The following is a 25,043-nucleotide window of genomic DNA, read 5'->3' as shown; positions in this document are numbered from 1 at the left end:
GGTATTTCCCAGAACTTCTTGTCTTGAATCACAGCAGAACGTGGCGCTGCGTCGGATGATGGCAACCGGAATGACCGTATGTCGGAAAGTTCAAAATAGGAACTGGATCACACGCTGAAGGACAGGTCGCCGCATAAATATCAATGTGACATTACTGGGACGATTGTTTAGGATGGCACCCAGAAGGTCAATAGTTTGGCATAAAGTTAATAGCGAAAAAATCTAGCCAAATTATTGACGAGAGTCGCGTCAAACTTGATTCGCAAATTTTTAAAGTACGTCCAGACTGAATCGGCGCCAAAGCCATCAGGCTATGGAAGTCAACTGAACGTAACACCCGGAGAGTCTTCAATGAGCAGTGTTGTTGCCATCGTCAAAAGCATTGTCGGTCAGGTATTCGTGGTCTCCCCCGAGGGTGTACGCCGCGTGCTCGTTGAAGGCGATCGCCTGTTCGTCGGCGACCAGATCGACACCGGCCTCTCCGGCGCCGTATCGCTGGAACTGGCTGATGGCCGCACCCTGGATCTGGGCCGCGAGACCCAGTGGAGCGCCAATGCGCCCGACTCCAGCGCTGACCTGGCTGAAGCCACTGCGCAAGCCGCGCCTTCTGTAGCAGAACTGCAGCAGGCCATCGCCGCCGGTGTCGACCCGACCACCGCTCTGGATGCTACCGCTGCCGGCCCGAGCGCCGCAGGCACTGGCGGTGCCGCCGGTGGCGGTCACAGCTTCGTGATGCTCGACGCCACCGCTGGCCGCGTTGATCCGACCATTGGCTTCCCGACTGCAGGCATCAACTCCGGCGCACAAGCAGCGCAAAACATCACCGGCGGCCAGACCACCGACACCACCACCAACGCCCTGCGTGAGTCGACCCTGAGCCTCAGCGCCACGCCGACCATCACCGAAGCCGGCGGCGTGCTGGTGTACACCGCGACCCTGACCCAGGCGCCGCTGACCGACCTGACCATCACCCTGTCCAATGGCTCGGTGATCGTGATTCCGGCCGGCTCCACCACCGGCACCGTCAACGTGCCACTGGCACCGAACGACACCGTTTATAACGACCCGACCCAGATCGACGTGACCGTCACCGGCACCACTGGCGGCAACGGCATCACCGTGACCCCGCCGACCACTCCGGCGACCACCCAGGTCACCGACACCATCGACACCACCACCGTCACCCTGACCGCTGGCAACAGCGTCACCGAAGGCGGCCAGATCACCTACACCGCGACCCTGACCAACCCGGCCCAGACGCCGGTGACCGTCACCCTGTCCAATGGCTCGACTATCACCATCGAAGCCGGCCAGACCACAGGCACCGTCAACGTGCCGACCCCGCCGAATGACGTCTACAACAACGGCAGCACCGTCAGCACCATCATCACCAGTGCCACCGGCGGCAACTTCGAAAACCTGGTGCCGAACCCGACACCGGCGGTGACCACCATCACCGATTCGATCGACACTACCAACCTGACCCTGACCGCCACTGGCAGCGTGGTCGAAGGTGGTCAGATCACTTACACCGCGACCCTGACCAACCCGGCGCAGACGCCGGTGACCGTCACCCTGTCCAACGGCTCGACCATCACCATCGAAGCTGGCCAGACCACGGGCACCGTCAACGTGCCAACCGCGCCGAACGACGTCTACAACAACAGTGGCACCGTCAGCACCACGATTACCGGCGCGACCGGCGGCAACTTCGAGAACCTGGTGCCGAACACGACGCCAGCGACCACCACCGTGACCGACTCCATCGACACCACCAACCTGTCGCTGAGCGCCACCGGTACCGTGGCTGAAGGCGGTTCGATCGTTTACACCGCAACCCTCACCAACCCGGCCGGGACTCCGGTGACCGTGACGTTGAGCAACGGCTCCGTCATCACCATCGAAGCCGGCAAAACCACCGGCACCGTGACCGTCCCGGCGCCTGCCGACGACGTCTATAAAGACGCCGGCAAAGTCGAAGTCAGCATCACCGGCACCACTGGCGGCAACTTCGAGAACCTGGTGCCGAGCACCATTGCGGCGGTCACCGAAGTCACCGATACCATCGACACCTCGACCGTCAAACTGACTGCCGATACCTCGGTCGCTGAAGGTGGCACCGCCACTTACACCGCCACCGTCGGTGCACCGGTGACTGGCTCGCCAGTCACCGTCACGTTGACCAACGGCCAGACCATCACCATCGAAGTCGGCAAGACCACCGGCACCGTGACCACCACCGCGCCGAACGATGCGCTGACCGGCAATCCACCGCTGACCAACGCCATCACCAACGTCAGTGGCGGTAACTACGAGAACCTCGTCGCCGACAAAACCCCGGTATCGACCACCGTGACCGATACCGTCGACACCACCAACCTGTCGCTGAGTGCGACCGGGACCGTGGCCGAGGGTGGTTCGATCGTTTACACCGCAACGCTGACCAACGCTGCCGGATCGCCCGTCACCGTGACCCTGAGCAATGGCGCGGTGATCACCATCGAGGCCGGCAAAACCACCGGCACCGTGACCGTTCCGGCACCTGCCGATGACGTCTATAAAGACGCCGGCAAAGTCGAAGTCAGCATCACCGGCACTACTGGCGGCAACTTCGAGAACCTGGTGCCGAGCACCGTCCCTGCGGTCACTGAAGTCACCGACACCATCGACACCTCGTCCGTCAAACTGTCCGCTGATACCTCGGTCGCCGAGGGCGGCACCGTCACTTACACCGCCACCGTTGGCGCGCCTGTGACCGGTTCGCCGGTGACCGTGACCCTGGCGAACGGCCAGACCATCACCATCGAAGTCGGCAAAACCACCGGCACCGTGACCACCACCGCACCGAACGATGCGTTGAACGGTCATGAGCCGCTGAACAACTCGATCACCGATGTGAGCGGCGGCAACTACGAAAATCTCGTGGCCGACAAAACCCCGGTCAGCACCACCGTGACCGACACCGTCGACACCACCAACCTGTCGCTGACCGCCACCGGTACCGTGGCTGAAGGCGGTTCGATCGTTTACACCGCAACCCTCACCAACCCGGCCGGGACTCCGGTGACCGTGACGTTGAGCAACGGCTCCGTCATCACCATCGAAGCCGGCAAAACCACCGGCACCGTGACCGTCCCGGCGCCTGCCGACGACGTCTATAAAGACGCCGGCAAAGTCGAAGTCAGCATCACCGGCACCACCGGCGGCAACTTCGAGAACCTGGTGCCGAGCACCATTGCGGCGGTCACCGAAGTCACCGATACCATCGACACCTCGACCGTCAAACTGACTGCCGATACCTCGGTCGCTGAAGGTGGCACCGTCACTTACACCGCCACCGTTGGCGCGCCTGTGACCGGTTCGCCGGTGACCGTGACCCTGGCGAACGGCCAGACCATCACCATCGAAGTCGGCAAAACCACCGGCACCGTGACCACCACCGCACCGAACGATGCGTTGAACGGTCATGAGCCGCTGAACAACTCGATCACCGATGTGAGCGGCGGCAACTACGAAAATCTCGTGGCCGACAAAACCCCGGTCAGCACCACCGTGACCGACACCGTCGACACCACCAACCTGTCGCTGACCGCCACTGGCTCCGTCGCTGAAGGTGGGTCGATCGTTTACACCGCGACCCTGACCAACCCGGCCGGCACCCCGGTGACCGTGACCCTGAGCAATGGCTCGGTGATCACCATCGAAGCCGGCAAAACCACCGGCACCGTGACCGTTCCGGCCCCGGCTGACGACGTCTACAAGGACGCCGGCAAGGTTGAAGTGACCATCAAGGATGCGTCCGGCGGCAACTTCGAGAACCTGGTGCCAAGCACTGTTCCGGCCGTTACCGAAGTCACCGACACCATCGACACTTCGACGGTCAAACTGTCCGCTGATACCTCGGTCGCCGAGGGCGGCACCGTCACTTACACCGCCACCGTTGGCGCGCCTGTGACCGGTTCGCCGGTGACCGTGACCCTGGCGAACGGCCAGACCATCACTATCGAAGTGGGCAAAACCACCGGCACCGTGACCACCACCGCACCGAACGATGCGTTGAACGGTCATGAGCCGCTGAACAACTCGATCACCGATGTGAGCGGCGGCAACTACGAAAATCTCGTGGCCGACAAAACCCCGGTCAGCACCACCGTGACCGACACCGTCGACACCACCAACCTGTCGCTGACCGCCACTGGCACCGTGGCCGAAGGCGGTTCGATCGTCTACACCGCGACCCTGACCAACCCGGCCGGCACCCCGGTGACCGTGACCCTGAGCAATGGCTCGGTGATCACCATCGAAGCCGGCAAAACAACTGGCACCGTAACGGTTCCAGCGCCTGCCGATGACGTCTACAAAGATGCCGGCAAGGTCGAAGTCAGCATTACCAATACGGCGGGCGGCAATTTCGAGAACCTGGTGCCAAGCACCGTTCCGGCCGTTACCGAAGTAACCGACACCATCGACACCTCGACCGTGAAGCTCAGCGCCGATACTTCGGTGGCTGAAGGTGGCACCGTCACTTACACCGCCACCGTTGGCGCGCCTGTGACCGGTTCGCCGGTGACCGTGACCCTGGCGAACGGCCAGACCATCACCATCGAAGTCGGCAAGACCACCGGCACCGTGACCACCACCGCGCCAAACGACGCGCTGACGGGTCATGAACCGCTGACCAACTCGATCACTGGCGTGACGGGCGGCAACTACGAAAACCTCGTCGCCGACAAGACTCCGGTCAGCACCACCGTCACCGATACCGTCGACACGACGAATCTGTCGCTCAGCGCCACCAGCTCGGTCGCCGAGGGTGGTTCTATCACCTACACCGCGACATTGACCAACGCGGCTGGCTCGCCAGTCACCGTGACCCTGTCCAACGGTTCGGTGATCACCATCGAAGCCGGCAAAACCACTGGCAGCGTGACCGTTCCGGCGCCTGCCGATGACGTCTACAAGGACGCCGGCAAGGTCGAAGTGACGATCAGGGACGCCGCAGGTGGCAACTTTGAGAATCTGGTGCCAAGCACTGTTCCGGCCGTCACCGAAGTCACCGACACCATCGACACCACGTCGGTGAAACTGACCGCGACCGAGTCGGCCGCTGAAGGTGGCACTGTCACCTACACCGCCACCGTCGGCGCACCCGTCACCGGTTCGCCGGTCGTGGTGACCCTGGCCAATGGTCAGAACATCACCATCGAAGTCGGCACGACCACCGGTACCGTCACCACCACCGCGCCAAACGACGCGTTGAACGGTCACGAGCCGCTGACCAACTCGATCACCGGCGTGAGCGGTGGCAATTACGAGAATCTGGTCGCCGATAAAACCCCGGTTTCGACCACGGTCACTGACACCGTCGACACCACCAATCTGTCGCTGACGGCGACCGGCACCGTGGCTGAAGGCGGTTCGATCGTTTACACCGCGACCCTGACCAACCCGGCCGGCACCCCGGTGACCGTGACGTTGAGCAATGGCTCGGTGATCACCATCGAAGCCGGCAAAACCACCGGCACCGTGACAGTTCCGGCCCCGGCTGACGACGTCTACAAGGACGCCGGCAAGGTTGAAGTCACGATCAAGGATGCTGCGGGCGGCAACTTCGAGAACCTGGTGCCAAGCACCGTTCCGGCTGTCACCGAAGTCACCGATACCATCGATACTTCCACCGTCAAACTGACGGCCGATACGTCGGTCGCAGAGGGCGGCACGGTTACTTACACCGCCACTGTCGGCGCGCCTGTGACCGGGTCGCCAGTCACCGTGACCCTGGCCAACGGCCAGACCATCACCATCGAAGTCGGCAAGACCACCGGCACCGTGACCACCATCGCACCGAACGATGCGTTGAACGGTCACGAGCCGCTGAACAACTCGATCACCAACGTCAGCGGCGGCAATTATGAAAACCTCGTCGCCGACAAAACCCCGGTCAGCACCACCGTGACCGACACCGTCGACACCACCAACCTGTCGCTGAGCGCGACCCCGGCGGTGAACGAGGGCGGACAGATCACCTACACCGCCACCCTGACCAACGCCGCCGGCACTCCAGTGACCGTGACGTTGAGCAATGGTGCGGTGATCACCATCGAGGCCGGTAAAACCACCGGCACCGTGACCGTCGATGCACCGAAGGATGACGTCTACAAGGACGCTGGCACCGTTGAAGCGACCATCAAGGGCGCGACCGGTGGCGACTTCGAAAATCTGGTGCCGAACACGACACCGGCAGTGACCACCGTCAACGACACCATCGACACCTCCACCGTGTCGCTGACTGCCACCGCCAACGTCGCCGAAGGCGAAACCGTGGTCTACACCGCGACCGTGACCGCGCCGGTAACCGGCGCGCCAGTCGTGGTTACCCTGTCCAACGGCCAGACCATCACCATCGCCGTCGGTGAAACCACCGGCAGCGTGAATTTCGTTGCACCAAACAGCCCGCTGGCCGGCGGTAGTTCGCTGAGCGTAACCATCGACAAGGCCACCGGCGGCAACTACGAAAACCTGGTGACCGACAGCAAACCGGCGAACACCTCGGTTTCGGACACTGTCGACACCACCAACCTGAACCTGACCGCCAGCGACTCGGTGGCTGAAGGTGGTTCGATCGTCTACACCGCGACCCTGACCAACCCGGCTGGCACGCCGGTGTCCGTGACCCTGTCCAACGGCGCGGTGATCACTATCGAAGCCGGTAAAACCACCGGCACCGTGACCGTTCCGGCCCCTGCCGATGACGTGTACAAAGACGCGGGCAAAGTCGAAGCAACCATTTCGACTGCCACGGGTGGCAACTTCGAAAACCTGGTGCCAAGCACCGTACCGGCTGTGACCAATGTCACCGATACCATCGACACCACCACGGTCAAACTGACCGCGACCGAGTCTGCGGCTGAAGGTGGCACCGTTACCTACACCGCGACTGTCGGTGCGCCGGTAACCGGTTCGCCTGTCGTCGTGACCCTGGCCAACGGTCAGAACATCACCATCGAAGTCGGCAAGACCACCGGCACCGTGACCACCATCGCACCGAACGATGCGTTGAACGGTCACGAGCCGCTGAACAACTCGATCACCAACGTCAGCGGCGGCAATTATGAAAACCTCGTCGCCGACAAAACCCCGGTCAGCACCACCGTGACCGACACCGTCGACACCACCAACCTGTCGCTGAGCGCGACCCCGGCGGTGAACGAGGGCGGACAGATCACCTACACCGCCACCCTGACCAACGCCGCCGGCACTCCAGTGACCGTGACGTTGAGCAATGGTGCGGTGATCACCATCGAGGCCGGTAAAACCACCGGCACCGTGACCGTCGATGCACCGAAGGATGACGTCTACAAGGACGCTGGCACCGTTGAAGCGACCATCAAGGGCGCGACCGGTGGCGACTTCGAAAATCTGGTGCCGAACACGACACCGGCAGTGACCACCGTCAACGACACCATCGACACCTCCACCGTGTCGCTGACTGCCACCGCCAACGTCGCCGAAGGCGAAACCGTGGTCTACACCGCGACCGTGACCGCGCCGGTAACCGGCGCGCCAGTCGTGGTTACCCTGTCCAACGGCCAGACCATCACCATCGCCGTCGGTGAAACCACCGGCAGCGTGAATTTCGTTGCACCAAACAGCCCGCTGGCCGGCGGTAGCTCGCTGAGCGTAACCATCGACAAGGCCACCGGCGGCAACTACGAAAACCTGGTGACCGACAGCAAACCGGCGAACACCTCGGTTTCGGACACTGTCGACACCACCAACCTGAACCTGACCGCCAGCGACTCGGTGGCTGAAGGTGGTTCGATCGTCTACACCGCGACCCTGACCAACCCGGCTGGCACGCCGGTGTCCGTGACCCTGTCCAACGGCGCGGTGATCACTATCGAAGCCGGTAAAACCACCGGCACCGTGACCGTTCCGGCCCCTGCCGATGACGTGTACAAAGACGCGGGCAAAGTCGAAGCAACCATTTCGACTGCCACGGGTGGCAACTTCGAAAACCTGGTGCCAAGCACCGTACCGGCTGTGACCAATGTCACCGATACCATCGACACCACCACGGTCAAACTGACCGCGACCGAGTCTGCGGCTGAAGGTGGCACCGTTACCTACACCGCGACTGTCGGTGCGCCGGTAACCGGTTCGCCTGTCGTCGTGACCCTGGCCAACGGTCAGAACATCACCATCGAAGTCGGCAAGACCACCGGCACCGTGACCACCACCGCACCGAACGATGCGCTGACCGGCCATGCGCCGCTGACCAATGCCATCACCGACGTGAGCGGCGGTAACTACGAAAACCTCGTCGCTGACAAAACCCCGGTCAATACCACCGTCACCGACACCGTCGACACCACCAACCTGTCGCTGACCGCGACCGGTACCGTGGCTGAAGGCGGGTCGATCGTTTACACCGCGACCTTGACCAACGCCGCCGGCTCGCCAGTGACCGTGACCCTGAGCAACGGCGCTGTCATCACTATCGACGCCGGTAAAACCACCGGCACCGTGACCGTTCCGGCCCCTGCCGATGACGTGTACAAAGACGCGGGCAAAGTCGAAGCAACCATTTCGACTGCCACGGGTGGCAACTTCGAAAACCTGGTGCCGAGCACTGTTCCTGCCGTCACCAACGTTACCGATACCATCGACACCACCACGGTCAAACTGACCGCGACCGAGTCTGCTGTGGAAGGTGGCACCGTCACCTACACCGCTACCGTCGGTGCGCCGGTAACCGGTTCGCCGGTTGTGGTGACTCTGTCCAACGGCCAGAACATCACCATCGATGTGGGTAAAACCACCGGCACCGTGACCACCACTGCGCCGAACGATGCGCTGACCGGCCATGCGCCGCTGACCAACGCCATCACCGACGTGAGCGGCGGCAACTACGAAAACCTCGTGGCTGACAAAACCCCGGTCAATACCACTGTCACCGACACCGTCGACACCACGAATCTGTCGCTCAGCGCGACCGGCACCGTGGCCGAAGGTGGCTCGATCGTTTACACCGCAACATTGACCAACGCCGCTGGCTCGCCAGTCACCGTGACTCTGTCCAACGGCGCCGTGATCACCATTGACGCCGGCAAAACCACTGGCACCGTGACTGTTCCGGCTCCGGCGGACGACGTTTACAAAGACGCGGGCAAAGTCGAAGCGACCATTTCCACCGCTACCGGTGGCAACTTCGAGAACCTGGTGCCGAGCACCGTGCCGGCAGTGACCGACGTCACCGACACCATCGACACCTCTACCGTCAAACTGACCGCCGATACCTCGGTGGCCGAAGGCGGTACTGTGACCTACACCGCCACTGTTGGCGCACCAGTCACTGGCTCACCGGTGACCGTCACTCTGTCCAACGGCCAGAACATCACCATCGAAGTGGGTAAAACCACTGGCACCGTGACCACTACCGCGCCGAACGATGCGCTGACCGGTCATGCGCCACTGACCAACGCGATCACCGGTGTAACCGGCGGAAACTACGAGAATCTGGTCGCTGACAAGACGCCGGTTTCGACCAACGTCACCGACACCGTCGACACCACCAACTTGTCCCTGAGCGCCACCAACACGGTCGCCGAGGGCGGCTCGATCATCTACACCGCGACCCTGACCAACGCCGCTGGCTCGCCAGTCACCGTGACGTTGAGCAACGGCGCTGTCATCACCATCGAGGCCGGTAAAACCACCGGTACCGTGACCGTTCCGGCCCCTGCCGATGACGTGTACAAAGATGCGGGCAAAGTCGAAGCGACCATTTCCACCGCTACCGGTGGCAACTTCGAAAACCTGGTGCCAAGCACCGTACCGGCTGTGACCAATGTCACCGATACCATCGACACCACCACAGTCAAACTGACCGCGACCGAGTCTGCGGCTGAAGGTGGCACCGTTACCTACACCGCGACTGTCGGTGCGCCGGTAACCGGTTCGCCAGTCACCGTGACCCTGGCCAACGGTCAGAACATCACCATCGAAGTGGGCAAGACCACCGGCACCGTGACCACCACCGCACCGAACGATGCGCTGACCGGCCATGCGCCGCTGACCAACGCCATCACCGACGTGAGCGGCGGCAACTACGAAAACCTCGTCGCCGACAAAACCCCGGTCAGCACCACCGTGACCGACACCGTCGACACCACCAACCTGTCGCTGAGCGCGACTGGCACCGTGGCTGAAGGCGGTTCGATCGTTTACACCGCGACCCTGACCAACCCGGCCGGCACCCCGGTGACCGTGACGTTGAGCAATGGCTCGGTGATCACCATCGAAGCCGGCAAAACCACCGGCACCGTGACCGTTCCGGCCCCGGCTGACGACGTCTACAAGGACGCCGGCAAGGTTGAAGTCACGATCAAGGATGCTGCGGGCGGCAACTTCGAGAACCTGGTGCCAAGCACCGTTCCGGCTGTCACCGAAGTCACCGATACCATCGATACTTCCACCGTCAAACTGACGGCCGATACGTCGGTCGCAGAGGGCGGCACGGTTACTTACACCGCCACCGTCGACGCACCCGTCACCGGTTCGCCGGTCGTGGTGACCCTGGCCAACGGTCAGAACATCACCATCGAAGTGGGCAAGACCACCGGCACCGTGACCACCACCGCACCGAACGATGCGCTGACCGGCCATGCGCCGCTGACCAACGCCATCACCGACGTGAGCGGCGGCAACTACGAAAACCTCGTGGCTGACAAAACCCCGGTCAATACCACCGTCACCGACACCGTCGACACCACCAACCTGTCGCTGAGCGCCACCAACACGGTCGCCGAGGGCGGCTCGATCATCTACACCGCAACCCTGACCAACGCGGCTGGCTCGCCAGTCACCGTGACTCTGTCCAACGGCGCCGTGATCACCATCGACGCCGGCAAGACCACTGGCACCGTGACCGTTCCAGCGCCAGCTGACGACGTCTACAAAGATGCCGGCACCGTGCAGGCAACAATCACCAATGCCAGCGGCGGCAACTTCGAAAATCTGGTATCGAGCACCGTGCCGGCCGTGACTCAGGTCACCGACACCATCGACACTACCTCGGTCAAACTGACCGCGACCGAGTCTGCTGCTGAAGGTGGCACCGTTACCTACACCGCGACTGTCGGTGCGCCGGTAACCGGTTCGCCTGTCGTCGTGACCCTGGCCAACGGTCAGAACATCACCATCGAAGTCGGCAAGACCACCGGCACCGTGACCACCACCGCACCGAACGATGCGCTGACCGGCCATGCGCCGCTGACCAATGCCATCACCGACGTGAGCGGCGGTAACTACGAAAACCTCGTGGCTGACAAAACCCCGGTCAATACCACCGTCACCGACACCGTCGACACCACCAACCTGTCGCTGACCGCGACCGGTACCGTGGCTGAAGGCGGGTCGATCGTTTACACCGCGACCTTGACCAACGCCGCCGGCTCGCCAGTGACCGTGACCCTGAGCAACGGCGCTGTCATCACTATCGACGCCGGTAAAACCACCGGCACCGTGACCGTTCCGGCCCCTGCCGATGACGTGTACAAAGACGCGGGCAAAGTCGAAGCAACCATTTCGACTGCCACGGGTGGCAACTTCGAAAACCTGGTGCCGAGCACTGTTCCTGCCGTCACCAACGTTACCGATACCATCGACACCACCACGGTCAAACTGACCGCGACCGAGTCTGCTGTGGAAGGTGGCACCGTCACCTACACCGCTACCGTCGGTGCGCCGGTAACCGGTTCGCCGGTTGTGGTGACTCTGTCCAACGGCCAGAACATCACCATCGATGTGGGTAAAACCACCGGCACCGTGACCACCACTGCGCCGAACGATGCGCTGACCGGCCATGCGCCGCTGACCAACGCCATCACCGACGTGAGCGGCGGCAACTACGAAAACCTCGTGGCTGACAAAACCCCGGTCAATACCACTGTCACCGACACCGTCGACACCACGAATCTGTCGCTCAGCGCGACCGGCACCGTGGCCGAAGGTGGCTCGATTGTTTACACCGCAACGCTGACCAACGCCGCTGGCTCGCCAGTCACCGTGACGTTGAGCAACGGCGCCGTGATCACCATCGACGCCGGCAAAACCACTGGCACCGTGACGGTTCCAGCGCCAGCCGATGACGTCTACAAGGACGCCGGCACCGTTCAGGCCACAATCAAAAATGCCAGCGGTGGCAGCTTCGAAAACCTGGTGCCAAGCACCACGCCAGCCGTGACCAGTGTCACCGACACCATCGACACCACAGGCGTGAAACTCACCGCCACTGGCACCGTGGCCGAGGGTGGCACTGTCACCTACACCGCCACAGTCGGTGCGCCTGTGACTGGCTCACCAGTCACCGTGACCCTGTCCAACGGCCAGACCATCACCATCGACATCGGCAAAACCACCGGCACCGTGACCACCACCGTACCAAACGATGCGCTGACCGGTCATGCGCCGTTGACCAACGCGATCACCAACGTCAGCGGTGGCAACTACGAAAACCTCGTGGCCGACAAGACCCCGGTCAACACCACGGTCACCGACACCGTCGACACCACCAACCTGTCGCTGAGCGCCACCAACACGGTCGCCGAGGGCGGCTCGATCATCTACACCGCAACCCTGACCAACGCGGCTGGCTCGCCAGTCACCGTGACTCTGTCCAACGGCGCCGTGATCACCATCGACGCCGGCAAGACCACTGGCACCGTGACCGTTCCGGCACCAGCTGACGACGTCTACAAAGATGCCGGCACCGTGCAGGCAACGATCACCAATGCCAGCGGTGGCAACTTCGAAAACCTGGTGTCGAGCAACGTACCGGCAGTGACCAGTGTCACCGACACCATCGACACCACCACCGTTAAGTTGACTGCCACCGACACCGCAGCGGAAGGCGGCAACGTCGTCTACACCGCGACCGTCGGCGCGCCAGTAACCGGTTCGCCAGTGACTGTGACCCTGTCCAACGGCCAGACCATCACCATCGACATCGGCAAAACCACCGGCACCGTGACCACCACCGCACCGAATGATGCGCTGACCGGCCACGCTCCGTTGACCAACGCCATCACCAACGTCAGTGGCGGTAACTACGAGAACCTCGTCGCTGACAAAACCCCGGTTTCGACCACCGTGACCGATACCGTCGACACCACCAACCTGTCGCTCAGCGCGACCGGTACTGTGGCCGAGGGTGGTTCGATCGTTTACACCGCGACCTTGACCAACGCTGCCGGTTCGCCGGTGACCGTGACCCTGAGCAACGGCGCCGTGATCACCATCGACGCCGGCAAAACCACTGGCACCGTGACGGTTCCAGCGCCAGCCGATGACGTCTACAAGGACGCCGGCACCGTTCAGGCCACAATCAAAAATGCCAGCGGTGGCAGCTTCGAAAACCTGGTGCCAAGCACCACGCCAGCCGTGACCAGTGTCACCGACACCATCGACACCACAGGCGTGAAACTTACCGCCACTGGCACCGTGGCCGAGGGTGGCACTGTCACCTACACCGCCACAGTCGGTGCGCCTGTGACTGGCTCACCAGTCACCGTGACCCTGTCCAACGGCCAGACCATCACCATCGACATCGGCAAAACCACCGGCACCGTGACCACCACCGCACCGAATGATGCGCTGACCGGCCACGCTCCGTTGACCAACGCCATCACCAACGTCAGTGGCGGTAACTACGAGAACCTCGTCGCTGACAAAACCCCGGTTTCGACCACCGTGACCGATACCGTCGACACCACCAACCTGTCGCTCAGCGCGACCGGTACTGTGGCCGAGGGTGGTTCGATCGTTTACACCGCGACCTTGACCAACGCTGCCGGTTCGCCGGTGACCGTGACCCTGAGCAACGGCGCCGTGATCACCATCGACGCCGGCAAAACCACTGGCACCGTGACGGTTCCAGCGCCAGCCGATGACGTCTACAAGGACGCCGGCACCGTTCAGGCCACAATCAAAAATGCCAGCGGTGGCAGCTTCGAAAACCTGGTGCCAAGCACCACGCCAGCCGTGACCAGTGTCACCGACACCATCGACACCACAGGCGTGAAACTTACCGCCACTGGCACCGTGGCCGAGGGTGGCACTGTCACCTACACCGCCACAGTCGGTGCGCCTGTGACTGGCTCACCAGTCACCGTGACCCTGTCCAACGGCCAGACCATCACCATCGACATCGGCAAAACCACCGGCACCGTGACCACTATCGCGCCGAATGACGCGTTGACCGGTCATGCGCCGTTGACCAACTCGATCAGCAACGTGACCGGCGGCAACTACGAAAACCTCGTCGCCGACAAGACCCCGGTCAGCACCACCGTGACCGACACCGTCGATACCACCAACCTGTCGCTGAGCGCGACCGGCACCGTGGCCGAAGGCGGTCAGATCACCTACACCGCGACCCTGACCAATGCGGCCGGCTCGCCGGTGACCGTGACCCTGAGCAACGGCTCGGTGATCACCATCGACGCCGGCAAAACCACCGGCACCGTGACCTTGCCTGCGCCAGCCGACGACGTCTACAAAGACGCCGGTAACGTGCAGGCCACCATCACCAACGCCAGCGGCGGCAACTTCGAAAACCTGGTGACCAACACCTCGCCAGCCGTGACCAGCGTTACCGACACCATCGACACCACCACTGTCAGCATCACCGGCAGCACCTCGGTGACCGAGGGCCAGACCGCCAGCTACACCGTCAGCCTGACGCACCCGGCGCAAACCGACGTGACCCTGAAAATCGTCTACAGCGGCACCGCTGCCGACGGTTCGGACTTCACCGGCGTGTACACCGTGAAGATCCCGGCGGGCGCCAGCAGTGCGCAGTTCAACGTCGCGACCATCGATGACAAGATCACCGAAGGCACCGAAAACTTCGTGGTCAAGATTGACTCGGCCACCGGCGGCAACTTCGAGCACCTGGCCGTCAGCAGCACCAATGGCAGCGTCAGCACCTCGATCATCGACAACGATGCGCCACCGGTCATCGACCTGGACGCCAACAACTCCAGCGGCGCTACCGGTGCCGACTACAAGGTGACGTTCACCGAAAACACCCCGGGCGCCGGCGTGTCGATTGCCGACACTGACCTGACGATCACCGACCCGGACAGCACCATGCTGACCGGCGCGACCATCGTGCTGACCAACCGTCAGGACGGCGATGCGCTGAACCTGGGCAACAGCGTCAATGGCATCACCATCAATGCCAACAGCACCAACGGCACCGTGACCCTGACCCTGTCGGGTAACGCGACGCTGGCCGACTATATGCAGGCGATCAAGAACATCACCTTCACCAACGGCAGTGAAAACCCGAGCACCGTGCCGCGGATCATCACCGTGACCGTGACCGATGGCGGCAACTACTCCAACACCGCGACCACCACGGTCAACGTGGTGGCGGTCAACGATGCGCCGGTCGCCGCTCCGGTCAACGTCACCGGCACCGAAGACACTCCGCTGATCCTCGGCTGGTCGACCTTCGGTGTGACCGACGTCGACAGCCCGGCCAGCAGCCTGGGCATCAAAATCACCCAGCTGCCGGGCGAAGGCAAACTGCAGTACCTGGACGGTTCGACCTGGAAAGACGTCGCCAACAACCAGACCTTCAGCAAGGCTGATATCGACGCCGGCAAACTGCGCTTCATGCCGGATGCCAACGAGTCGGGCGTCAACGGTTACGGCGGCACCGGCGTGGGCAACAACCAGGCCGACTACGCACAAATCAAATTCCAGCCAACCGACGGCCAACTGCTCGGCAACACCGGTACCGTGAAGATCGACATCACGCCAGTGGCGGATGCACCGACCGTGAGCGTGGCTGACAACAGCGTGAAATCCACCGGACTGGTCAAGGAAGTCTGGACCGGCCTGCCGGGCCTTGGGACCAGTGGCAGCGGCGCAGACTCGACCACGTTGAAAAACGTGATCGACGGCGCCGGCACCCCGAACTCCAGCGGCACCGTGACCAACGTGCAGTCGGATGGCAGCGTGACCGCCGGCACCGCGTCGAAAACCTCGGGCCTGATCTATCTGGAAGCCGGCAAGACCTATTCCTTCAGTGGTGTGGCCGACGACAGCCTGTTGATCACCATCGGCGGCAAGAGCGTGGCTTCGGGTACCTGGGGCGCGGGCGGCGCGATCAGTGGTTCGTTCACCCCGACCACCAGCGGCTACTACACCCTGGACATCTACCACCACAACCAGAGCGGCCCGGGCAGCTATGACGTGAACCTGTCGGTCAACGGCAGCACGCCAATCGACCTGAGCAGCGCCGGCGTGCCGATCTACACCGGCGTGCAGGATCTGCTGAACTCCGGCGTGACCGTCTCCGATCTGCATGGCAGCAACGGCGAAGGTTATTACGACGGCTACAAGCTCAACACCGGCGCCGAAGGCACCACGGTGAAACTGTCGGCGATCAACACCGCCCTGACCGACACCGACGGCTCGGAAACCCTGAGCGTGAAGATCAGCGGCGCGCCAGTCGGCTCGGTGCTCAGCGATGGCGCGGGTCATACCTTCACCGTCACCGCCACCAGCGGCGACGCCAATGTCACTGGCTGGAACCTCGGCAGCCTGACCGTGACCCCGCCGACCTACTACAACGGCCAGTTCAACCTGACCGTGACCTCGACCTCCACCGAGATGGTCGGCGGCTCGGCCAGCAGCACCGCGACCATTCCGGTCACTGTGGTGCCGGCAGTGTACAACGCGGTGGTCGGTACCTCTGGCGATGACACCTTCAACGGCACCGATGGCAACGACATCATGGTCGCCGACATCGGCGGTCTGACCGTGGTGCCGGGCACCAACTACAACATCGCGTTCATGGTCGACAGCTCGGGCAGCATGAGCGCTTCGTCGATCAGCGCAGCCAAGGACTCGCTGACGTCGGTGTTCAACACCCTCAAGCAGAGCCTGGGCGGCAGCAACTCGGGCACGGTGAACGTATTCCTGGTGGACTTCGATACCCAGGTCAACAAATCGGTGTCGGTGAACCTCAACGACCCGAACGCGTTGACCCAGCTCAAAGCCGTGCTCGACTCGATGTCGTCCGGCGGCGGCACCAACTACGAAGACGTGTTCAAGACCACGGCCAACTTCTTCCAGAGCACCGAAGCACTGGCCAACACCGGGGCGAAGAACCTCACATACTTCATCACCGACGGCCAGCCGACCTACTACCAGAGTGGCGAGCAGACCAACCCGACGCTGTACGGCAGCGTGAAGCTCGATGATGTGGTGAAGACCAGCAACTACAAACTGGGCGACTCGTTCAGCACGTACATCGACAACACTCACGCGCTGACCATCAACAGCGCCGGCACCGTGACCCTGCAGACCTACAATTCGCGCTGGGGCACCTGGAGCGGCAGCAACCTGGGCACCATCCACGCGCAGGGTGACGGTACCTACGAGTTGTCGAACCTGGCAGGTTCCGGCAGCAGCACCACGTCGGCTACCACTGATAACGCCAGCAGTGGCTTCGCGCTGCTCAGCGGTCTGTCGAACGTCGAGGCCATCGGTATCAACAGCGGTGTCAGCCTCAATGATCTGAAACCGTATGACTCGGATCACTCGCCACAGACCAACATCGATCCGAAGGATCTGGCCAACTCGATCATCGGCCACACCGAAGCCACGCTGCCGGGCAACGACACCGTCAGCGGTGGCGACGGCAACGACATCCTGTTCGGCGACCTGGTGAGCTTCAACGGCATTGCCGGCGAGGGTTATCAGGCGATGCAGGCGTTCGTTGCGCAGCAGACCGGCGTCGACGTCAGCAAGGTCACCACCAGCAACGTGCACCAGTACATCACCGAGCACTATCAGGCGTTCGATGTGTCCGGCGCGCACGATGGCAATGACACCCTGCTGGGCGGCGCGGGCAATGACATCCTGTTCGGCTCGGGCGGCAACGACCTGCTCGATGGCGGCAAGGGCAATGACATCCTGCTCGGCGGTACCGGCAACGACACGCTGATCGGCGGCCAGGGCAACGACATCCTGATCGGTGGTTCCGGTGCCGATACCTTCGTCTGGAAAGCAGGCGACACCGGCAACGATGTGATCAAGGACTTCAACGCCAGCGAGGGCGACCGCATCGACCTGCGTGATCTGTTGCAGGGCGAGACCGGCAGCACCATCGACAACTTCCTGAAGATCTCCACGGTCGACGGCGTGTCGTCGCTGCAAGTCAGCTCCGGCGGCAAGTTCAACTCCGGCGACGCGGCAGCCGCCACGCCGGACGTGACGATCAAACTGGAAGGCAACAACTGGTCGAGCGCCAACATTCACAACCTGATTGCCGGCAGCGACCCGACCATCAAGGTCGACCACAACAACAGCTGATGCGTGAACAAAACGGCCGCCCCCCTGGGGCGGCTGTCACGTTTGCGCCTATCGCACCGGTGACGATTTCGTCGCCGCACCGCATACTCGCGTGCAGTTGGCCTATGCTGCTGACAGCATGACGCTGGATCTTTCTGAGGGATGCTCAATGTTTTACGTGCAACGCGATGCGCAGGGTCAGTTGATTCGCGTGGAAGCTGCGGCCTACGCCGAGGCCACGGAAACGCTGCCGGCCGACCACCATGAAATTCAGGCCTGGTTCGCCAACGCGGCCGTGGAAAACAGCCTCAAACAGCTCAAGCAGAGCGACTTTGAAATGATTCGGGTACTCGACGACCTGATTCAGGTGCTGACCCAGAAAGGCGTGATCCGGGTCACCGACCTGCCGCCGGCGGCGCAGGCCAAGTTGATGGATCGTACCCAGGCGCGGGAAGCACTGGGCGGGTTGAGCCAGTTGATCGATGAAGATGAGAGCGGGTTGATCTGACCCGCGATCTACGGCGACTGGACTGGCCCCCTTTGCGAGCAAGCCCGCTCCCACATTTGAAACACATTCCAATGTGGGAGCTTGCTCGCGAAGGCGGCATCACTGACACCACCGCACCAAACGATTACTTCCAGGGCTTGGGCTCACCAAACAACTGCCCCTGCACCCCATACAAGCCCATCTCGCGAATCACCGACAACTCCCCTTCGGTCTCCACCCGCTCGGCAATCAACGGCAGGTCAATGCTGTGCGCCGCACGCTGGATTGCTTCGATGAACAGACGCTTGTCGCTCTCCTGATCGATCGCGCGAATGTAGCTGCCATCGATCTTCAGGTACGCCAGCCCCAGCCGCGCCAGGTTGCCGATCATGCTGAAACGTCCGCCAAAGCGCTGCAGACTCAGCGAGAAGCCCAGCTCGCGCAGGCGCCGGGTCAGTTGCTCGAGCACCGCTTGTTCCGGCAATTGCTCCTCGCCGATTTCCAGGGTCAGGCGCTCACCGAGATTGGAGTGCGTACGCAGAATCTCGAAGACTTTGTTCAGCGCCTGCGGATCAGCCAGGGTTGCCGAGGACAGGTTCAGCGCCAGTGAATCCTCATGCTCTTTCATCTGCTCCAGCACGCGCTCGAGCATCAAGCGGTCCAGCCGCGCCGTCCAGCCGAAACGCTCGAGCCACGGCAGGAAACGCCCGGCCGGAATGGTCTGGCCCTGATCATCCAGCAGCCGTGACAGCACCTTGTAATGCAGTACCAGTTGCGTGTCCTGAGCGGCCACCACCGGCTGGAAAAACAACTCGAAACGCTGTTGATTCAAGGCCTGATCGAGCAAGCGGTGCCAGGCGTGATGATCGTCGCCGACGTCCGCCACCAGGCTCTGATCGATGCACGCCCAGTTCTGCTCGCCCTGCCCCTCGGCCTGCGCCAGCGCCTGATCGCCGAGGGTCAGCACCGCTTGCGGTGAATCGCCGTGAACGAACGGGGCGAGGCCGATGGAGGCCACAGCCGGCACATCGGTGGCGCCGGTGGCGTGCAGACTGCTCAACGCACTGTCGAGGTTCTGTGCCAGTTGCAGCGCTTCCTCGCGCACCAGCCCCGGCGCCAGCACGGCGAACTCACCGCCGCGAATCCGCGTGACGAGGTTCTGGGTTTCCGGGTATTTGGCGCATTCGCGCGACAGAGTTTCGCCCACCGCTTTCAACAGTTCATCGGTGCGCTGCCCGCCCAGACGCTGGTTGAGCCCGGCCAGATCCTTGACCCGCAACAACAGCAGGTAACCGGAGCTGGCCTGTTCCGGGTTGCTCACCCGGTTGTGCAACTGCATCTCGAAATAGCGTCGGTTGGCCAGCCCCGTGAGGTTGTCCTGATAGGACTCGGCGCGCAGTTTTTCACTGCGCTCGGCCTGCTCCTGAAACAGCGCCTTGAGCTTCTCGACCATCTGGTTCATCGCCTGCACCACGCGCCGCAGTTCAGGGGTGCGCGGCAGCTCCGGCAGGCTGAGGAATTCGCGGCGGGCGATGGCGTGGGACTGCTTGACCATGTAATCGAGCGGGCGCAATTGCCGGCGCAGCAGCAGCGCGCCGAGCACCGCACTGACCGCGCCACACAACAGCAGCCAGCCGAGGCTGCCCAACGCACTCTGCCACAGCTTGGCCACGGCAAACATCGGGTGGCTGACCACCTCGACCCGCGCCGCCTGCTCCCAGCCACGGCTGACCAAGGCGTCGCCGCCAGCCGGTTCGAGGCCGATCAGGTTGACGAACCAGTCGGGCACATTGGTGACTGCCGGAATCCCGCTGCGCTCGACGATGGTCTTGTCGGTCTTGAGGTCGACCACACGGATGCTCGCGTAATAGCCGCTGTCGAAAATCGAGCTGACCAGCAGCTCGACCATCGCCGGGTCATCGATGTTCGGCGTCAGCGACAACGCCAGCGCCGTGGCGGCGTCCTGGGCGTGGGAGCGCAGCTGGTTGACGTACTGGGTGCGCGAGCTCTCTAGACTGACCATGAAGCTGCCGGTGAAGGCAACCACCAGGAACAGACAGATAGCGATCAACAGCTGTTTGAACAAAGACATCTGAGCGCGTGCTCCTAGTTAGTCGTTTCGACCGGGAAACCTTCGGCCTGCATTTTTTTCAGCACATCCTGCCAGCGCGACAGGCGTTTGGTGTCACTGACCTTTTTGTTGCCCTTGGCCCCCGGCAGGTACAGACCTTCGGCATTGAAAGAGTAGACCGGCAACAGGTCGGTTCGCTGGGACGCCGGCTGGATCGGATCGATCAGGCTGTCGAGCACCAGCGGCATGGCATCGGGGGTGGCGTAGTAAGTCAGCACCATGTGCGCGCGATTCTGGCGCAGAGCCTTGACGTAGGTGATGCGCAGCTTGTCACTGGAGACCCCGAGATGGCGCAGGCTGAAATACTTGGCGATCGCGTAGTCTTCGCAATCGCCAGCACCTTTCCACAACGCTTCGATGGGCGTCTCCCAATAATCGACCTGCCCCCACAGATCGATATCCTCTACATAGCGCATCTGTTTGTTGAAAAACAGGTTCACCACCTTGAGCTTGTCCATCTCGCTGACCTGTTTCTGCGTGGCCAGCAGATTTTGCCAGGCATCGATCCGCTGCTGCCCGGCGCCCAGCGGCCCGTACAGCGCCGTGGCTTTGCGGCTGATCGCGGAAAAATCCCAATCGGCATGCAGACCGCCCAGCATGACGCCGGCCAGCAGCAGTGCGCAGCCTAGCCAGCGCAGAGTCCGGGGGATCGCGAAACGTACCGCCACAGCAGGGTTCCAGGGGGCAGGAAGGAAAGCGTTTGATGGTGAAGCTTAGTCCGGCAAAAAACAATGGCACCATGAGATCATCGCCATCGCGCTAAACTTCACACAGGACAGCGATCCTTTACATGGTTTGACAACCTGTAGAGCAATCACTAGTGTCTTTGGATCCAAATTCCGTGATCATTCAGGGTGAGTAGTTGTGACACAGAAGCCCAAACCGCTGCACAGCATCAAAGTCGATGGGCCGATTCCCGCTCACCTCGCCCGTTCGACCATCGAAGAGACCCTGCGCGCGGCGATCCTGGACGGTCGCTTGCCGTGCGGCACCGCCCTGCGCCAGCAGGACCTGGCCGACCTGTTCGGGGTCAGCCGCATGCCGGTGCGCGAGGCTCTGCGCCAGCTCGAAGCGCAGGAACTGCTGAGCGTCACCACCCACAAGGGCGCCGTGGTTGCGCCGCTGATTCAGGGCGACGCCACCGAAACCTACGAGTTGCGGATCCTGCTCGAATCCGAAGCCATGCGCCAGTCGATCCCGCTGCTGACCAGCGCCGATCACGCGCGCGCGGCCAGCTATATCGAAGAACTCGAAACCCAGCACGACTACACCGAAATCGGTCGGCTCAATCGCCTGTTCCACATGGCCTTGTACAGCAAGGCGCCGAATCAGCGTCTGCTGCGGCTGGTCGAAGACGGCCTCAACGAGGAGGAGCGTTTTCTGCGTTTCAACCTCGAAGCCATGGGCCTGGGCAAATTGTCCCAGGAAGATCACCGCGCCATGCTCCAGGCAGTGATCGAGCGCGATATCGAACTGTCGGTGGAGCTGCTCACGCAGCATCTCAACCGAGGCGTCGAGGTGATTACCCGTTTCCTCGCCAGCCCTGCAGGACAAAACCGCAAGGCCGTGCGCTGACACCCTCCACGCCGGTCATGGGCCTCTGCGCCTGACCGGCGAATAACCCGCTTACAAATCCTCTCTACGCTGCGCCGCAAACCGGGTGGCGGATCGGCCTGTTCGCTCTAACCTCCCTGCGCCGGTTTGCCCGGCATTGCACCTCGCTGCGGACGAATCGGTCATAGCCGTCCCGCCAATTTACCCGCACTCTTTAACGGCCAACCCATGAAGAACGGGCGACGCGCCGCACCGCCGGCGCAGTCCCCGCACCAGGAACCTACGGAAGGAGCCTTGCCACGGGATAAAAGGAAGTTACGGCGCCGTTTTCGGCCAACTTTCATTCCTATACATCACTTCAATCTCTGCATCGGAAAGTTGCTTTGAGTGAGGCATTCACTCTTGTACTCAATTTTGGCCTTTATTTGCCGAAAGGAGCAACTACGCCCAAGTAAAACTTAAATCAAAAGTTTTACCGGACCAACTCATACTTAAAAAACAACCCACTAAAAATAATTAAAAATAAACTTGTTAAGTTATTTAACGATGTATTAGCTTTTCCTCGCCGAGCAGGGTTAGTCCTACAAATACGGCACAGCTCCGCAGTCAAGCTACAGCCATGGCAGATAAGCACCAGGCTATAGCCCAGAGCCTTTCATGCACTTTGCAAACTTTCATTAATCCGAATGAGGCCAGCGTTCGCCAATAGAAAACGTTTCAGACTTATTGAGTCCGCGTTGATGCACTGAATGAGCAACTCCTTCTATTCCAATAACACCGAGGTTCGCCATGATGCCAACTAAAGAACAACTCGCCCTGAAAAAAGCTCAATTGAGCGTTCACCCGATCTTCACCGAGATCGATTCGCTATCGGTACTGCGCCGGTTCATGGAATCCCACGTCTTCGCCGTATGGGATTTCATGTCGTTGACCAAACGCCTGCAGCAGGAACTGACCTGCACCCGCCTGCCATGGTTGCCGCCACGCGACCCGCATGCCGCACGCCTGATTAACGAAATCGTGCTTGGCGAAGAGTCCGACGACCGTCCCGCCCATGGCCATTACAGCCATTTCGAGCTGTACCTGGACGCCATGCGCGAAGTCGGGGCGAGCACCACGGCGGTCGAGCGGTTTGTCACGCTGCAACAGGAGGGCGTGAGTTATGACGTCGCCCTGCAAAGCGTCGAGGTGGACCCGGCAGCAGCGAAATTTGTTCGCGAGACTCTGAACATCGCGCTGCACGCACCGGGCCACAGCGTCGCCGCCGCGTTTCTGCATGGCCGCGAGAGCGTGATCCCGCCGATGTTCCAGCGCATTCTCGATGACTGGGGGATCGGCATCGAACAGGCTCCGACCTTTCGCTATTACCTGGAGCGCCACATCGAGGTCGACTCCGAAGATCACGGCCCGGCGGCGGAGCAACTGCTGGAGCGGCTGGTTGATGGCGATCCGCAGCGTGAAGCCGAGGTCTACGCCAGCGCCATTGCGGCGGTGGAGAGCCGCATCGCCCTGTGGGACGGCCTGCGCCTGAGCATGCGTGAGCCCTTGGCGGAGGTGGCCCAATGAACGCCGCCGATTACCAATCCTTCGCCGACGCCTGGGAAAGCCGCGCCACCATCCGCACCCGGCCACGGCGTGTGCTGGAAGACGATGAACGCCTGATCTATCCGCTGAGCCGCCAGCCTCTGGTGCTCAGCGAAACCTTCCTGCGTGAGTGCCCGCAACAACGGGATTTCGCCCTGGTGCAGACACTGTACAAATTCATCAACGACGTGGTGATTTTCGAAACCGAGATCGTCGACCAGACCGCCCGCGCCATCGCCAAGAATCGTTTCGCCGTGCCGTTCCCGTTCGCCTGTCGCTACGACGCCATGACCGTGGTGGTGGACGAGGATTACCACGCATTGGTGGCGATGGATTTCATGCAGCAGACCGTGGCCATGAGCGGCATCGAGCCGATCGAACTGCCCGCTGAAATCGAACTCAGCCGGGCGATTCCTGCCGCCGTGGCACTGGCGCCCGAGCACCTGCGCAGCGCGGTGGAGCTGATCTGCGTGGCTATCGCCGAGAACACCGTGACCGGTGACGTCGCGGCATTCGCCCGAGACGACACGGTCAAGCCGTCGATCAAGGGGCTGATGGCTGATCACCTGCTCGACGAGGGCCGGCATTCGAGCTTCTGGGCGCGGATGGTGCGCATCTATTGGCACACCGCCAGTGATGCGGATCGGGAAACCATTGCGCAGATTCTGCCGGTGTTCATCGGCCATTACCTGACCAACGACATCCAGAAGTCATTCGATCTGCGCCTGATCGACGCCTTGCCGGTGAGCGATGCGATCCGTCGTTCGCTCAAGGATGAAATGGCCGGGCTGGCCTTCCCGATCAATCGTCACCATCCGCTGGTGGGCAACATCGTGCGGTTTTTCCACAACAGCTCGCTGCTCGACACGCCCTGCGTGCAGCACGCCTTGCGTGACTATCTGGTTTGATGAGGAG

Annotated in this window: 7 protein-coding genes; 5 read left to right on the top strand and 2 right to left on the bottom strand. The window is 62.1% G+C overall.

All coding sequences use genetic code 11. The features are described 5' to 3' along the window. Positions 1-351 precede the first annotated feature (351 nt). Positions 352-18,393, top strand: a complete 18,042-nt coding sequence (locus QMK55_RS14220; RefSeq protein ID WP_320329400.1) for an immunoglobulin-like domain-containing protein — start codon at positions 352-354, stop codon at positions 18,391-18,393. 148 nt (positions 18,394-18,541) lie between these two features. Beyond that, positions 18,542-18,880 carry a hypothetical protein gene (locus QMK55_RS14215; RefSeq protein ID WP_025113506.1) on the top strand — a complete coding sequence of 113 codons (339 nt, stop codon included), beginning with the start codon at positions 18,542-18,544 and terminating at the stop codon, positions 18,878-18,880. A 124-nt stretch (positions 18,881-19,004) separates the two neighbouring features. Here the strand turns inward: QMK55_RS14215 and lapD are convergent, their stop codons facing one another. Together lapD and lapG are read right to left on the bottom strand one after the other, a co-directional pair. Continuing rightward, complete coding sequence (gene lapD, locus QMK55_RS14210; protein ID WP_102358699.1) at positions 19,005-20,951, bottom strand: cyclic di-GMP receptor LapD; 1,947 nt, start codon at positions 20,949-20,951, stop codon at positions 19,005-19,007. Between the two features lie 14 nt (positions 20,952-20,965). After that, positions 20,966-21,658 (bottom strand): cysteine protease LapG, encoded by a 693-nt coding sequence (gene lapG, locus QMK55_RS14205; protein WP_102358700.1) that lies wholly within the window; start codon positions 21,656-21,658, stop codon positions 20,966-20,968. A gap of 196 nt (positions 21,659-21,854) precedes the next feature. Here lapG and QMK55_RS14200 point away from each other — a divergent pair, with 196 nt between their 5' ends. From QMK55_RS14200 to QMK55_RS14190, 3 genes are all read left to right on the top strand, one after another. Further along, the gene (locus tag QMK55_RS14200) at positions 21,855-22,565 is read left to right on the top strand and encodes a GntR family transcriptional regulator (protein ID WP_102358701.1); all 711 of its coding nucleotides are present in this window, start codon (positions 21,855-21,857) and stop codon (positions 22,563-22,565) included. A gap of 768 nt (positions 22,566-23,333) precedes the next feature. Beyond that, entirely contained in the window at positions 23,334-24,110 is a 777-nt protein-coding gene (locus QMK55_RS14195; protein ID WP_102358702.1) for a DUF3050 domain-containing protein, read from the top strand. Then, positions 24,107-25,036 (top strand): diiron oxygenase, encoded by a 930-nt coding sequence (locus QMK55_RS14190; protein WP_102358703.1) that lies wholly within the window; start codon positions 24,107-24,109, stop codon positions 25,034-25,036. The genes QMK55_RS14195 and QMK55_RS14190 overlap by 4 nt, the downstream gene beginning before the upstream one ends. Positions 25,037-25,043 lie beyond the last annotated feature (7 nt).

It is taken from the genome of Pseudomonas sp. P8_229 (assembly GCF_034008635.1).
In the GTDB taxonomy this organism is placed as follows: Bacteria; Pseudomonadota; Gammaproteobacteria; order Pseudomonadales; family Pseudomonadaceae; genus Aquipseudomonas.
This window is presented reverse-complemented; position numbering and strand designations above follow the sequence as displayed.